The organism is Actinokineospora spheciospongiae (assembly GCF_000564855.1).
In the GTDB taxonomy this organism is placed as follows: domain Bacteria; phylum Actinomycetota; class Actinomycetes; order Mycobacteriales; family Pseudonocardiaceae; genus Actinokineospora; species Actinokineospora spheciospongiae.
The window spans coordinates 39,022-52,185 of sequence record NZ_AYXG01000227.1; the positions used below are offsets into that span (position 1 = coordinate 39,022).

Sequence of the window (13,164 nt, forward strand, 5' to 3'; positions counted from 1 at the left end):
AGATTTTATAGTATCGGGCACGTAGGGCACACACCAGTAGGCTGCACACTTTCAGGACGCAGTATGGCTGAGGGAACGTCGTTCCCGTAGGATCTGAGCATGAGCGATGAGCATGGCGCGTGGCATACCTTTGGCGAACGACTCGTATACGATAACCGGTGGGTGAAAGTAGGATTAACAAATGTGCAGGCACCAAATGGTCAAAAATGGGACTACCACGTCGTACATCTAGCCCGCATTGCCATAGCTTTGATCGTGAACGAAAAAGACGAAGTACTGATGTTGTGGAGGTATCGCTTCGCAACCGAACAGTGGGGATACGAATTACTAGGAGGCATGGTAGAAGAGGGGGAAGATGGCGCAGCGACAGCAGAAAGAGAAGCTTTGGAGGAAAGCGGCTGGAAGCCCATCGGAGAGCCGGAACATCTTATAAGTTTCGAGCCACTTCCGGGCCAAGTCACTGCTCCAATTGATGTTTATCTATGGCACGATGCAGAGCACGTCGGAGCACCGACAGATACAGAAGAAGTAGGGCGAATTGAATGGGTTCCTCTTGGGCGGGTTAACGAACTTGGCAAAAAGCGAGAATTGCTCGGAGCAGGCACACTTGTGTCTCTACTTTACTACCTAAACGCCCGCAATGGGTGAGTTTCTCACCGGTAGGATGAGCTGATCGAGACGACGCAGTTGGCGATCAGATTTGATTTGCTGACCTAGACGCCGAGCTTGTTGTGAAAAGGATCGGGCAGCTTCTCGGTTACCTGCGCTGGCATGGGCTAATGCCAGATCGACCAACATTCCTACTCTAGAACGTGTAAATTCTTGCGGTATACGTGACAGCGTCGCCGTCAAATGCTCTATCGCCATCGGATCACCGAGACGAGCTAGAGCGTTTCCGTGCCAGCGGTCAAGATGACTATCGCCCAAGAATAAGAACGGCAATGAGGAATCGGGTGGATTAGCCGGGAGTAAGGATTTAGCATTGTCAAAGCACTCTTGGGTTTGATCGTGATGACCAGCTACTGCGTAACCTTCCCCTTGAGCAGCAGCTAGCCATGCTCGGAGCAATGGAGTAACATCGTTGCCAGCCAATTTGCGCGCTTCGGCGAATTGGTCCAAGGCACTGCGAAACTCACCCAGGTCGATCAGAACAAAGGCTTGTTCTGCGGTGGCGTGAGCTAGTAACGCGGTGGAACCAGCCTCCCGGGCAGCGGTCTTGGCGCGTTCGTAGTGATCCCATGCTTGCCGAATCGCATTCCGATCGAGCGACTCCCAACCGGCCAAAGTGGACGCTTCTGTCAAGACAGCGGCGAGTTGTTCGCGTTGGCCACGCTGTGGGCCGTGACGAAGTAGATCCTCTATCTGGCTGATCTGACCACGGAGTTGATCTAAAAGTGAGATGCCGCCGAAGCGGCGGTCGACGTGGCGAGCGTCATCGACCTGGCGACGGAATATTTCGACCGTAGTTGCGTCGACTGTACGAGCGACTGCGAGACGGGAGCGGAGTTCGGCCGCGCCATCGTCCTGTAGTTCGGGCGGGAAACCGAGTTCCTCGTTGGTCCGGCCAAGTACGTCGCGGAACAGGCGCTGGTAGATGTCGCCGCTGACGGGCTCGTGGCCGTTCTCCCATCGGGACAGCTTCGTTTTGAGGCTTGCCCGAGTCATGATCGGCTCACCGATCATCGCGGCGCGCTTGATCAACATGGTGATAACGTTGTCTGCGGAGTAGCCCAGTAGCTTCCGCACGGCTTGCAGTTGGGTCGCGGCCACGATGTCCCCCGATCAAAATAACCGGTCTGACCTGCGTAGTTATCTCGGGTTAACGACCCCCCATTAACCCCAGCCACCTGTTTGTGCGCGGCGAAATGGCGTTCCTTGGTGTCATGACAAGGAACCAGGCGGCGACACCGCAGCGTCGCCGAGCAAGGACCGGGGGCTCTCTAGCCCTCGTCCCTGTGATCATTCCGGCTAACCAAGCTGACGACGTCGATCGTCAGTCCGTCGAGTCGGTCGCTGATGTCTGCCAGGCGGTCTTGGATGGCTTCCAGGCGCGACAGGACGGTGTCCATAGCCTGGTCGCCGGTCTCCCCCGGCCTGAGTGGCTTCTTGCCGTGGAGCAGGGCCGTCAGGTGCCCGGGGTGCCACTCCAGCGCCAGGGAGAGAGCCTCCAGCGTCTTGGAGTTGCGACGCCGTTCGACGGTGTGGTTCTCCAGCTCGCGGATGATCGCCTGCGACACCTGGGAGCGGTCGGCGAGCTGTCGCTGACGGAGGCCGAGTTCACGCGTGCGCGACTTAATGGCCTTCGCGACCGCAGACCAATCCTCTTCCACATATTCCTCCGCGCTCCGCCTCTTAGACGAGATTAGCGCGGACAGGATTGGTCTGCGGCCGAAGCCAGCACTTCGGCGCGCATTCACCCATGCGCGTCCTAATAGTCGCTGATGTCAGCGTGTTATTGCCGCTATATCGTCGCAAAACATTCTCTTAGGGAAATCAACCATGACTACACCCATGCCTCGGGCCGGTTCGCCGGTCTTCTACACCGTCCGTGAGGCTGCGCAGATCCTTCGGATCGACACAGCCACCCTCTACCGGGCGATCAGGGAGGACGGGTTCCCTGCCGTTCGGGTCCGCTCCCGCTACGTCGTGCCGTCCGCTGTGCTTGACCGTCTGATCGCCGAGGCCGCCGAGTCAGGTGGTCTGGTCGACCCACGCAAGATGGCCGCTGAGCGGCGGACGGCCCGTGAGGTCGAGCGGCTGAACGGGGGCCGCTGGTGAACGACTACATCGAACAGTTCGCGGCTGAGCTTGACCCAGTCGCGGACCTTCCGGAGAACGTCCTCTGGCGAATCGTTGTCAGGGATGGCGCTTGCATGGCCATCTACGCCGAGGGCCAGGCGCCGCCGTTCACCGGGAACGAGTCAACCGATCGGGAGTTGGCAGCGCAGGTTTGTGCCGGGTGTCCTGTCAGGGCTGAGTGCCTCGAACTGGAGTTCCGGACGGCTGGACCGGACGGACTCGGCGTATGGGGCGCGCTGAACGAAGACGACCGGCGAGCGGTCTACCCGGTGTGGCTCGCCCGTCGCAGTGGGGGTGAACAGGGATGAACGCCATCACGGTGTCGCCCCCGATGCTGTTCGCGGGTGTCGGCATCCTGCTCGGTCTCCTCATCGTCTGGCGCGCTGGTGCACGCAAGGTTCGGGCGGCTACTGAGGCCGCTCGAACCGGGGCACGTGCGGTGTCGCTGGTCGGTCGGGTGCTGGTTCTCGGGGGGCTGATCACCGGGGTTCAGTGGGTCGTCATCACCTACGCGGCGGACAACACATCGTTGCTGCTGTCGGTGCTGGGCCTGCCCGCGCTGTTCACGGCCGCCACCCTCGTGCGGACGTTGACCGTCGTCGCGGACGGGCCGCGTCGAAGGGGTGGGAAGCGATGAACACCCAACCGACCGGACACCGGTCGGGGGAAGGGGCAGCCGCCGCCGCGCGGCTGCCCCGCCCGTCCCCCGTGGACCAGCTCGCCGCTGAGGCGGCCGAGGCCGCGAAGGTCCGCGCCTACCAGACACACCCGGACGTGGTAGCTCTCCGCGTCGAACAGGTCCGTACACAGGTTGACCGGCTGTGCTGGGCAGGCATCGTGTTGGGGCTCGCGTTCACGATGACCAACGTTCAGAGCTTCGCGGCGGGCAACTCGGCACCCTGGTCGCTGCCATGGCTCACAGCATGGCTGTTGGACCCGATGGTCTCCCTCGTGCTGCTCGCGATCCTCCGGGCCGAACAGATCACAGCTCGCCACCAGGTCCGCACTGGTGTGTGGGTGCGGCGTGCGAAGTGGTCGACGCTCGCAGCCACCTACGTCATGAACACCTGGGAGTCGTGGGCGGACGGTTCTGTGTCCGGGATCGTGCTGCACTCCGTGCCGCCGCTGGTGGTGTTCACGGCCGCCGAGGCGGTCACGGACCTCCGCGACAAGCTGACTGTCGTCGCGTTCACGGAAGTCCGCGACATACCCGTTCACGAACAGCCAACAAAGCCGGAGAAGGCCGGTCGCAAGCTGTTTGACGACTACCTTGCCGAGGCTCGTGCTGCCTGGGTGCCAGGTGTGAATGTGACACCTGCCTGGGTGCGTCAGGTGACGTCGTGCTCACGGGGGCTGTCGTCGCGCTTGGCCGCTGCTCTCGTCGCGGAGGTGTCGTCATGAGCGAACGCGACGTGGTGAGCGTCGGTCCCGTGTACGACGGGGAGTTGGTCGACGACGGTCCGGTTCGTGAACAGCCTTGGGAGCGGTTCGCTCGGTGGTGGCGGTACTCGCCAAGGGTGCCGCTGTGGCTGAAGGACCGTGCGTATGCGCGGCAAGCTGTTCGTGAACTGCTCGTGCGGATGCTGTGGTGGCCATGGCGGTACGTCCGCGCGGTGTTTCGCGGCTTGCTCGCGGTCTTCCGGTGGTGGCGGAAGTGGGTCAAGGTAGCCGACTACCGCCAGGCGGCAGAGCACCAAGAGAAGCTCGCCGACAAGTTCACGGAGATTCGCAAGCTGACTCTGTTCCGCTGGAAAGTCACCGCTGGACTTGTCTGCCTCGCAGCGTCGCTGGTGCTCATGGTGCGACTGGTCTACGGCAGCAGCCCGCTGTGGTTCGGCGGGGCTGGACTGTCGGTGGTGTTGGCGGTCCTCGGGCGGCAACGTGACGGCTCTCCCGGTCGCAAGGCGGTCTTGTCCGGCCCTCGGAGTCTGACGTGGACCATGGACCCGCAAGTCCTGGTCGACGCGTTCCGCGACGCCAAGTTGATCGGCAAGGACGAAACTCTCCGGCTGGTCGAGCGCTCCACTCGGCAGGGTGAGGGATGGGCGATCACAGTCGACCTCCCCGCCACCCGCAAGGCCGCAGACGTCATTAAGAACCGTGAAGCGCTCGCTTCCGCACTGGCTGTGGACGAAGTCCAACTGATCACCGAGCGGGTACGCGGTAGCGGCGGTCACGCCGGCCGGATCGCACTGTGGGTGGCGGACAAGGACCCGTACTCCACACCGCCACAACGGACGCCATTGCTCAACGTTGAGCGCTGGGACGCTTGGCGTCCGGCTCCCTTCGGTCGGGACGCGCGCAACAGGCGTATCGATCTGCCTCTGGTGTGGACGTCGTTGTTGGTCGGCGCCATCCCGAGGCAAGGAAAGACTTTTGCTGCAAGGCTAGCGGCGGCAGGGTTGATCCTCGACCCGTTCACGCGGTTGTACGTTGGCGACTTCAAAGCAGGCAAGGACTGGGATGCCGCCGCCAGGGTCGCTCACCGGTTCATGTCCGGCGACGAGCCCGCTCACGTGCTCGCGTTGATCGGTTGGCTGGTCGAGTTGATCGCTGAGGTTCAAGGCCGGTATCGACGGATGCGGGAGCTTGACGACACGGTGTGTCCCGAGTCCAAAGTCACCCCAGCGATGTCCCGAGATCCGACACTGAACATGCCCGTCACTGCGGTCATCCTTGACGAAGTCCAAGTTCCGCTTGAAGAACGGACACCTGTGCGCATCGAAGGCAAGAAGCTCAGCGCCGGTGAGTACGTCGGCGAGCTGCTCACTTGGCTCGCCAAGAAGGGACCAGCCGCAGGCATCGTGCTCGTGCTCGCCACGCAACGGCCGGACTCCAAGACGATCCCGTCCGGCCTCCGCGCGGTCCTCGGCTCGCGGTTCGCACTACGGGTCATGGACTGGCGAGACAGCAACATCGTCTTGGGCGAGCAGATGAACACACGTGGATACGACGCGAGTCGGTTGCTGCCATCGCACAAGGGCGTTGGCATCCTGCGGCCGGATGGGGAGACGGATGCCGGGACGGATGTCCTCGCGATGACGGTGCGGACCGACTACATGCCGAACGAGGACTGGCGCGCGATCTGCGAGCGTGCGCGGGTGCTACGGGCCACGGAGAACACCTTGACGGGGCATGCGGCAGGCGAAGTAGCACCACTGCGTGACGACGGGGTGATACCCGTGCTTGGCGGATCGGTTGCTGAGTCGGTTGAGCTACCCGAACCGCTGGCATCCGTCATGGACTACATCGAGGATCATGGGGACGGGCGGGAGTTCATCCCGACGGCTGAGTTGGTCGAGGCGTTGGGAGCCGAGCCGACAGTGTTCGGCAAGCAGATGGGCGAGCTGGGATGCGCGCCGAAGCGCATGAGGATTGACGGCTCACCGCAGACGCGGGGCTACCTGGTGGCTGATGTCCGTGAGACGGCTGCCGCGTTCGAGGGTGGCTGACCCGTCTCACCCGGCTCAGCGCCGAGACGGCTGAAAGTGGCCATCTAGCAGGGAAAACAGTGAATGAGACGGGTGAGACGGGTTCCTGTGGACCCGTCTCACCCGTCTCTTTTCCTTCTCCGGAGGCCGGATCGTGGGGACATCACGATCCGGCGCTGATCACGACCGTTCGTGGTCGGCAGCGATACGGGTCATCAGCCCGGCGGACTCCGCGAAGTTCAGCGCCTTCGCCGTCAACGCCCCGATCGCCGCTTGGTACTGGCTCGTGCCCGCACCCAGTTCGAGGAACGTCGAAGCGTGACGGTCGCCCACGTGCACGATGGGCGGCGCGAGGCGGAACCCGTAGAACGAGAACGGGCCGCCCGCCGGGTAGGCGCCATGCCGGAACGGGATCACGTACACGTTGATGTGTGGCCGCTGGGCAAGCCAGACCAGGTGACGGATCTGCTTGGACATCACCTGTCCGCCGCCCACCGGGCGACGCAAGACCGCTTCGTCCAACACCGCCAGGTAGGCCAACCCCTCGTTGCTGAGCCACTTCAGCCTATGGCTGTTCGTGTGCGTTACCCCGGTGACGTGACCATCGATCTTGAACGGCACCGCACAGGCTTCGGCGTACTCAGGGGTTCGCAACAGATCCGGCACCAACATGGGTTCGTACTGAACCAGTGAGTGTGCCTTAGCCATCAAGGCTGCCAGCGCCGCATGGTGCGAGGACTGGTCACCGGCCACACACCAAGTGCGGTTCGCGCCTTCCCGTGCCAACCCCACCAGACGTTCGCGCTCAGGGCCGGTCACTCCGTACACGGCGAGCAGCCCGCCCACCTCATCAACCGTTGCCAACCTCTTGCCGGTCTCACAGCGGTTCAGAGATGCCGGAGACATCCCGACGCGTCTTGCGACCTGCCGAGTCGTCAGACCGGACCGGTCACGCGCCATCGCCAGTTCGACGGCCAGCACCCGGCCTCGGGTGCTCAAAGCTCCCATCACTCCACCCCTGGAACGATCCGAGTCGCCTTGATGCGGCGCAAGTTGGCGCGGTTGATCAAGGCCGTACCCAGAGAACAGAGCCACTCGCCAAGGTCGTTCTCGTCCCTCGGAGACGTTGGTTCCTCACGCCCGGCATCTGCGTCCAACGACCGCAGGACGTACCGGGCTACTTCGGTGTTGGCCTTCGACAACTGCGCGCACAACACGGCTTCGTCACGCCAACCGTCGTCGTCCTTCAACATGGTCGTCATCGCGCCACACCCCGTGTACTGGTGTGAGCCAAAATCCACTGGCACGAAGCCACGACGTTCTCAGAGATGGCCTCCAGCTCGCCCACGACGTCTTCCGTCAGCTCCTCCACTTCGATTGCGAACCGCGCCTTCTCCGAGAAGGCGATCAGTTCCCTCAAGTGCGTGTCGATGTCCAGCACACCGATGGGCGGCTGATGCCGCTTGCACTCTGCTTCCCCGTCCTTCATGCAGAAGTCCCCGTGGCCAGCGGTCTGACTCCCGCGCTCTACCGCTGGCGGTGTTGCCCTCCTGAGTGCCGATATCAACACCGCCAGCAGTGAATCCGCGATCTTGCCGCCGATCTTGCAGATCCGCCGATCGTGTCGAACAGTCATGTCGCTCCCACCTCGTCCCTCCACGTCAAGGCACTCGCGTGCCACACTGACATCAGCGTTTCGTCAGCGGGAACAAAGCGGAACGACACGAGCACGACATAACGACCAGACAGGGGTCCACGACCGTGAGCAAGGAGAGCACGTCTCGAAAGCCGATCAGGACAGAGCTGGCACGTCGCATTGAAGGGCGCAACCTCACCTACGAGGAGTTCGCCGAGTATGCCGAGACGTTCGCTCGTCAGAACGGAGAACCGGGCACCCTCAGCGTCCGACACCTGCAACGGCTTGCGGCGGGTCACCGGCCTGACGGGAGGCCACTCGGGCCGGTACGTCCGGCAACAGCACGTCTGCTGGAACGCATCTTCAACACCGACATCGGTTCTTTGCTGGGATCACCCGAACCGCCGATGCAGACGGATGCGCCAGACCTGCCCGACCTGCTGAACAAAACAAGGCATGTCGATAGAGGGATAATTGCCGAACTTGGACGAGAACTCGCCACCATACGACGACTTGACCGCGAAATCGGCGCAGTAGCAGCCCATGACGAAGCCAAGAATCTAGAAAATCAGGTGAACAGACTTCGATCGTTCAGCTTGAATCCTTGGTTGCGCGCTGAACTCGGTGCTCTACAAGCAGAATTGTGCACCCTAGCAGGCTGGCAAGCTTTGGATCTGGGCCAACAGATGAACGCATGGGATTTCTACGAAAAGGGCAAAGCCGCAGCCGCAGATTCCGAAAACCTACCGCACCTCACGCATGTCCGAGCAGAACAAGCGTTCATTCTTATCGACCTCGGCCACAAGACGGATGCGGTCGAAATATTGGAGTCTCTCCCTCATCAGGGATCATCGCAACGATTTCGCGCCTGGCTGTTCGGCGCCCTTGGAGAAGCCTACGCGGCCACCGGACAGACGACAAAGTGCCTCAACGCGTTCGACTCGGCAGCCGCACTGCGCTTGGATGATGGTGACGAGCATGAGCCGTACGTTTCACTTGACGAGACCCATCTAGCGCGATGGCGCGGTCACGCCTTGGCGCAAGTGAGAAGAAAGGAAGCAATACCCGTACTCACATCGGCATTGAACCTGCTTGATCCGACGTATGTTCGGGCACGAATCTCTCTTCAAACAGACCTAGCTCAAGCGCATAGTCAAATGGGAGAGTTCGAACCGGCGCAAAACTACTTGAACACGGCAATTAGCACGGCCACGCGGATCGGGTCGGTCAGACAGAGGACTCGGCTGAGGTCCCTGCAAACCCGCGTTCACGGCTCCCGTTAGCCCTCCTTCCCATCGCTGTCCGACCGCACCCTCTTGGGCAAGCGAGAGCCGAGAATCTCAGCGGCCTTGCGATCGCTCGCAGCAACCCACGCCGCGTACACCCGCAGCGTGGTAGCTCCCCCACCACCGTGACCCAACCGGCCCGCAACGGTCCGGAGGTCGACACCAGCGGTCAGCAGTTCCGTCGCCGAGAAGTGCCGAAGCGCGTGGATGTGCGTATCGATGCCGAGTGCCGCCGCCATCCGCTTGTAACGACGAGAGATGGCGTCAGGCGGGTACGGCACATTCGGATCGACCGAGCGAGAACCCATGAAGACAAACATGTCCTCTGCGAACTCAAGCCCCACCAATGCGAGTTGCTCCGCATACCACTTCTTGTGCGCGCGCAAGATCGCGACGGTTTCAGAGTCCAGCGCAAGTCGACGCAACTGATGCGTCTTGGTGTCCTTTTCACGACCGACACCCTTGCTCTGCACAAAGGTGCGCCGAATCTCGATTATTTCGGCATCCAAATCGACACGCGACCAGCGAAGTCCCGCAAGTTCAGCGCGACGCATTCCCGTGGTCATCACCAACCAAACAAGAGTGCCCCAGTCGTCCCCCAACTCGAATGCGCGATCAACCAGTCGTGCGGCCTGGGCGGCTGTCGGCGGGTCGGGCTCAGGCGGCTTCTGTCGCGGTTTTTGCGCAAGCAGGGCCGGATTGGAACTGATCCACTCCCAGCGAACAGCAGTACCGAGCACAACGCTGATGATTGAGTGGATTTGACGAACGGTCGATGCCGCCATCGGACTGCACTCATGCGGCTTGCAGTTGACCACCGCACAGTCATGGTCGACTTCTTGCTTATGTTCGACAAACGGCTTGCCGTCGCAACGCTTACGGCAGCGCCGAAGCAACGCGTACAACGATTCGAGTTCACGAACGCCGATCTTGCTGATCGGCGTCTTGCCGAGAGTGGGCTTGATGACCCGATCAATGTAGCCCACATACCCGTCACGAGTACTGGACTCAATCTCGGCCGTCTTCAGCCACTCATCAATCGCGTAACTCAGCTTGACTGACGACGTGGTGGAACGCTGCTTGATCACCTGCGTTCGGAACTCAGCCAACTTGTTGTTGGCTTTCTTCCACGCAGCTTTGTCTGTCCCTTTGATGGTCTCCCGGAGGTAGACCTGCTTGCCCGTGACGGGGTCCTCGCCCGCGTAGAGGCGGACCCTGAGCCCGCCGCTGCGCTCCTCGATGTTGCCCCGCTGCCTGCCACTTGGACGCGTCGAAGCCATACCCAGAGCGTACGCCCATGCCCAAACCCATGCCCAAAGATCAACTTGAACCTCTGGGCTGGGCCTGTTTCTCCAGGTCAAGCCTAGTGGGGCGGGTCGGGCTCGAACCGACGGCCAAAGGATTATGAGTCCTCTGCTCTGACCAACTGAGCTACCGCCCCCGAGAGGGTGATCTTACTCGGTACGGCGCACGCGCCCGGCCGGAAGGGTCACTCCGCTCCGCCCCCGGATTCCGGGGGCGGAGCGAGGCGGGCGCGCAGCGCCGTGGCGAAGTCGTCCGGGTCCGTGCCCCCGGGCAGGACAGGGGCGATGGCGGCGGCGAGGTCGGCCACGGTGCCCCGGCCGGATGACAGCAACCGCAGGGCGTCGACCACGGCCGCCTCCTCCTCGCCGAGGAGGCCGACGAGGTGATTGCCGTCGAGGGTGTCCAGGGCTGCCGCCGGGACGGCGCCGGGGGTGCCCTCGGGGACCATGGCGATGCTGCCGTCTTCGCCGCGCAGGTACCAGCGCTGGCGCAGGAAGCCCATCACGCGGTTGTAGAGGGTGCGCTGCTCGATGTCGGACAGTGCGGACAAGAAGCCCTCCTCGGTGGGATCGATCAGAGCGTTGTTCAGGTCGACCGACCCGGAGATCCCCGGAATCCGGCCGACGGAGGTGTACTGGTGGACATCGACGCGGCCGCCGTAGCCGCCCAGGCCCTGGTTGCTGCCGTCGTTGCTGCCGTACCGGGCGGCCCAGACCACCAGCTCCGGCACGCCCCACCCCTCCGGCCGCCACAGGCCCAGTTGGCCGACGCTGGAGTAGATCGCGGTCCGGTCGTACCCGAGTTCCCGCAGCCGGTGCAGGAACCGGGTGCCGTGCTCCCGCGCCTCCGCGACCGACCACCGCAACCCCGCCCCGGCGTTGTCCTCCATGTCGAGCGCGGGCACCACCCCACGCGCCTCGAGCCGGGAAACCTCCCCCGCCAACACCTCGGCCTGCGCTTCGGGTCCGGGCGACTTCTGCGCGAAGTGGTACAACCCCACCGCGATCCCCACCGACCGCGCCCCCGCCACCAGCGCGTCGGCGCGCACCCTCGCGGGTCCACCGCCGTCGGACGCCTTGACCCAGGCGAACCGCACCCCGGCACCACGCACCGCCCACCAGTCCGTCACGGTCTGGTAGCGGCCGTAGATGTCGATCCCGAACATGCTCACACCTCAGGGGGACAGGGTGGGTGACCGCCTGCTGCCACCGTCGAGCACGACGATTGTCACCCGCCGGTCGCTCCTCCGAGAAGCACCCAGACCGGTTCAGCCAATCCCTCGGATGGCTGAACGACCGTTGCGCATTGGTGAATAGCCGACCGGGTATTGCGCTTGACGATCGTCGTCGCCACCACATGCCGCTGTCCGCGCTCTGCCAGAAGCAGCAGTGTCACCAACTACCCGCTCGGCCTCCACGTACAAGACCCCCGGTCACCTTTGCGCAGGTGACCGGGGGTCTGTGGCTCCTCCAACTGGACTCGAACCAGTAACCCTTCGATTAACAGTCGAATGCTCTGCCAATTGAGCTATGGAGGAAGGGCGTTCCGCCGGGCCTCAACCCGACGAGCAGTAACTCTAGCGCATCCCCGCGACCGGTTTTACCGGGGGGGGGTGCCCACCCCGGCCCGGAGCGGCAGACCGGCAGGTAGGGGAGGATGTCTGACAAGTCGACACATTCAGGAGGCAGCACGTGATGGGGTTCCTGGTAGGAGCAGGCGTCGGGTACGTGCTCGGCGCCAAGGCCGGGCGGGGGCGGTACGACCAGATCGTGCGCACATACCGCAAGGTCGCCGACCACCCCGCGGTGCAGGGTGCGGCGGGGATCGCGCGGGCCAAGGTCGGGGAGATGCTCGGGACCAAGGCGGACTCCAAGGGCTGACGGTCGGTCGCCGGGGCGCCCCGGGGTGCGGCCTCAGGGCGTCCTGGCGACGAAGAAGACCCGGCGGAACGGGAACCAGGTGGTGCCGTCGGGCCGCGGCGGGTAGGCCGCGGCGAGGCGCGGGGCCAGGGCCGTGCGGAAGGCGGTCCAGTCGGGGTCGGGCAGGGCGGCGCGGATGGGGCGCAGGGCCGTGCCGGTGATCCACTCCAGGACCGCGTCCCGGCCGGTCAGCCGTTGCACGTAGGTGGTTTCCCAGGCGTCGACGGCGCAGCCCGCGGTGCTCATCAGGTCGGCGTAGCCCTCGGGGTCGAGGACGGCGTCCTCTTCGCGGAGGCGGACCGGTTCCAGGCGGTCGTGCCACTCGGGTTCGGCGACCAGTTCGCGGACCAGGACGTGGGAGGGGACGCCGAAGTTGCCCGGGACCTGCACGGCGATCCACGCGCCCGGGGGCAGTTCGGTCGCCCAGCGGCGCAGCAGGTCCTGGTGCCCGGGAACCCACTGGAGCACGGCGTTGCTCACCACGACGTCGGTGTCGGCGGCGGGTTCCCAGTCCTGGACGGCGCGTTCCTCGGCTTCGACGCCGCGTTCGCGGGCCGCGGCGACCATCTTCGCGGACGAGTCGATCGCGATCAGCCGGGCGTCGGGCCAGCGCCGGGCCAGGGTCGTGGTGAGGGTGCCGGGGCCGTGGTGAGGGTGCCGGGGCCGCAACCGAGGTCGGCCACGGCTCGCGGGCTGTCGGCGTCGATGCGGGCGAGCAGTTCGTGGAACGGCCTGCTCCGGTGGTCGCCGAAGGTCAGGTACTCGGCCGGATTCTACATGACGCCCCC

Annotated in this window: 15 protein-coding genes, 2 tRNA genes and 1 pseudogene; 8 read left to right on the forward strand and 10 right to left on the reverse strand. The window is 63.7% G+C overall.

What is annotated here, in order from left to right; all coding sequences use genetic code 11:
• Positions 1-99: 99 nt before the first annotated feature.
• The gene (locus UO65_RS35175; protein WP_084176348.1) at positions 100-648 is read left to right on the forward strand and encodes an NUDIX hydrolase; all 549 of its coding nucleotides are present in this window, start codon (positions 100-102) and stop codon (positions 646-648) included.
• Here UO65_RS35175 and UO65_RS35180 read toward each other — a convergent pair.
• Positions 628-1,770, reverse strand: coding sequence for a hypothetical protein (locus tag UO65_RS35180; RefSeq protein WP_084176349.1), 1,143 nt, complete (start codon positions 1,768-1,770; stop codon positions 628-630). The two genes, UO65_RS35175 and UO65_RS35180, sit on opposite strands and share 21 nt — an antisense overlap.
• A 170-nt stretch (positions 1,771-1,940) precedes the next feature.
• Positions 1,941-2,330: a helix-turn-helix domain-containing protein gene (locus tag UO65_RS28875; protein ID WP_035288764.1), complete on the reverse strand. Its 390-nt coding sequence runs from the start codon at positions 2,328-2,330 to the stop codon at positions 1,941-1,943.
• Positions 2,331-2,499: 169 nt separating this feature from the next.
• On the opposite strand from UO65_RS28875, the gene UO65_RS28880 reads away from it, so the two are divergent.
• Genes UO65_RS28880 through UO65_RS28900 form a run of 5 tightly spaced genes read left to right on the forward strand, consistent with a single transcriptional unit; the run spans position 2,500 to position 6,251 of the window.
• A complete protein-coding gene (locus UO65_RS28880) occupies positions 2,500-2,778 on the forward strand; it encodes a helix-turn-helix domain-containing protein (RefSeq protein ID WP_084176350.1) in 279 nt (92 codons plus the stop codon).
• Positions 2,775-3,107, forward strand: a complete 333-nt coding sequence (locus UO65_RS28885; protein WP_035288769.1) for a WhiB family transcriptional regulator — start codon at positions 2,775-2,777, stop codon at positions 3,105-3,107. The genes UO65_RS28880 and UO65_RS28885 overlap by 4 nt, the downstream gene beginning before the upstream one ends.
• The gene (locus tag UO65_RS28890) at positions 3,104-3,436 is read left to right on the forward strand and encodes a hypothetical protein (RefSeq protein ID WP_035288771.1); all 333 of its coding nucleotides are present in this window, start codon (positions 3,104-3,106) and stop codon (positions 3,434-3,436) included. The genes UO65_RS28885 and UO65_RS28890 overlap by 4 nt, the downstream gene beginning before the upstream one ends.
• On the forward strand, positions 3,433-4,200 hold the full coding sequence (locus UO65_RS28895; RefSeq protein ID WP_233427882.1) for a hypothetical protein: 768 nt from the start codon (positions 3,433-3,435) through the stop codon (positions 4,198-4,200). The genes UO65_RS28890 and UO65_RS28895 overlap by 4 nt, the downstream gene beginning before the upstream one ends.
• Positions 4,197-6,251, forward strand: a complete 2,055-nt coding sequence (locus UO65_RS28900) for a cell division protein FtsK (RefSeq protein ID WP_035288774.1) — start codon at positions 4,197-4,199, stop codon at positions 6,249-6,251. Before UO65_RS28895 ends, UO65_RS28900 begins: the two co-directional genes overlap by 4 nt.
• Before the next feature lie 159 nt (positions 6,252-6,410).
• On the opposite strand, the gene UO65_RS28905 is transcribed toward UO65_RS28900, so the two are convergent.
• The 3 genes from UO65_RS28905 to UO65_RS28915 are packed head-to-tail and all read right to left on the reverse strand — an operon-like array spanning position 6,411 to position 7,866.
• Positions 6,411-7,211, reverse strand: coding sequence for a helix-turn-helix domain-containing protein (locus tag UO65_RS28905; protein WP_035288777.1), 801 nt, complete (start codon positions 7,209-7,211; stop codon positions 6,411-6,413).
• 26 nt (positions 7,212-7,237) lie between these two features.
• On the reverse strand, positions 7,238-7,492 hold the full coding sequence (locus tag UO65_RS28910; protein WP_035288780.1) for a hypothetical protein: 255 nt from the start codon (positions 7,490-7,492) through the stop codon (positions 7,238-7,240).
• Positions 7,489-7,866: a hypothetical protein gene (locus tag UO65_RS28915; RefSeq protein WP_035288783.1), complete on the reverse strand. Its 378-nt coding sequence runs from the start codon at positions 7,864-7,866 to the stop codon at positions 7,489-7,491. Before UO65_RS28915 ends, UO65_RS28910 begins: the two co-directional genes overlap by 4 nt.
• A 125-nt stretch (positions 7,867-7,991) precedes the next feature.
• Here UO65_RS28915 and UO65_RS36340 point away from each other — a divergent pair, with 125 nt between their 5' ends.
• The gene (locus UO65_RS36340; protein WP_152552333.1) at positions 7,992-9,149 is read left to right on the forward strand and encodes a tetratricopeptide repeat protein; all 1,158 of its coding nucleotides are present in this window, start codon (positions 7,992-7,994) and stop codon (positions 9,147-9,149) included.
• Here the strand turns inward: UO65_RS36340 and UO65_RS28920 are convergent.
• The 4 genes from UO65_RS28920 to UO65_RS28935 all read right to left on the reverse strand — a co-directional run bounded on the left by UO65_RS28920 (position 9,146) and on the right by UO65_RS28935 (position 11,994).
• Complete coding sequence (locus UO65_RS28920; protein WP_035288786.1) at positions 9,146-10,432, reverse strand: tyrosine-type recombinase/integrase; 1,287 nt, start codon at positions 10,430-10,432, stop codon at positions 9,146-9,148. The two genes, UO65_RS36340 and UO65_RS28920, sit on opposite strands and share 4 nt — an antisense overlap.
• Positions 10,433-10,519: 87 nt before the next feature.
• Positions 10,520-10,593 (reverse strand) — tRNA-Ile (locus tag UO65_RS28925).
• A gap of 48 nt (positions 10,594-10,641) precedes the next feature.
• Positions 10,642-11,622, reverse strand: coding sequence for a glycoside hydrolase family 25 protein (locus tag UO65_RS33795; protein WP_052021913.1), 981 nt, complete (start codon positions 11,620-11,622; stop codon positions 10,642-10,644).
• A 296-nt stretch (positions 11,623-11,918) separates the two neighbouring features.
• Positions 11,919-11,994, reverse strand: a tRNA-Asn gene (locus UO65_RS28935).
• A 157-nt stretch (positions 11,995-12,151) separates the two neighbouring features.
• On the opposite strand from UO65_RS28935, the gene UO65_RS28940 reads away from it, so the two are divergent.
• Positions 12,152-12,337, forward strand: a complete 186-nt coding sequence (locus UO65_RS28940; protein WP_035288789.1) for a hypothetical protein — start codon at positions 12,152-12,154, stop codon at positions 12,335-12,337.
• A 33-nt stretch (positions 12,338-12,370) separates the two neighbouring features.
• Here the strand turns inward: UO65_RS28940 and UO65_RS28945 are convergent.
• A pseudogene (locus UO65_RS28945) lies at positions 12,371-13,134 on the reverse strand (trans-aconitate 2-methyltransferase).
• Positions 13,135-13,164: the final 30 nt, after the last annotated feature.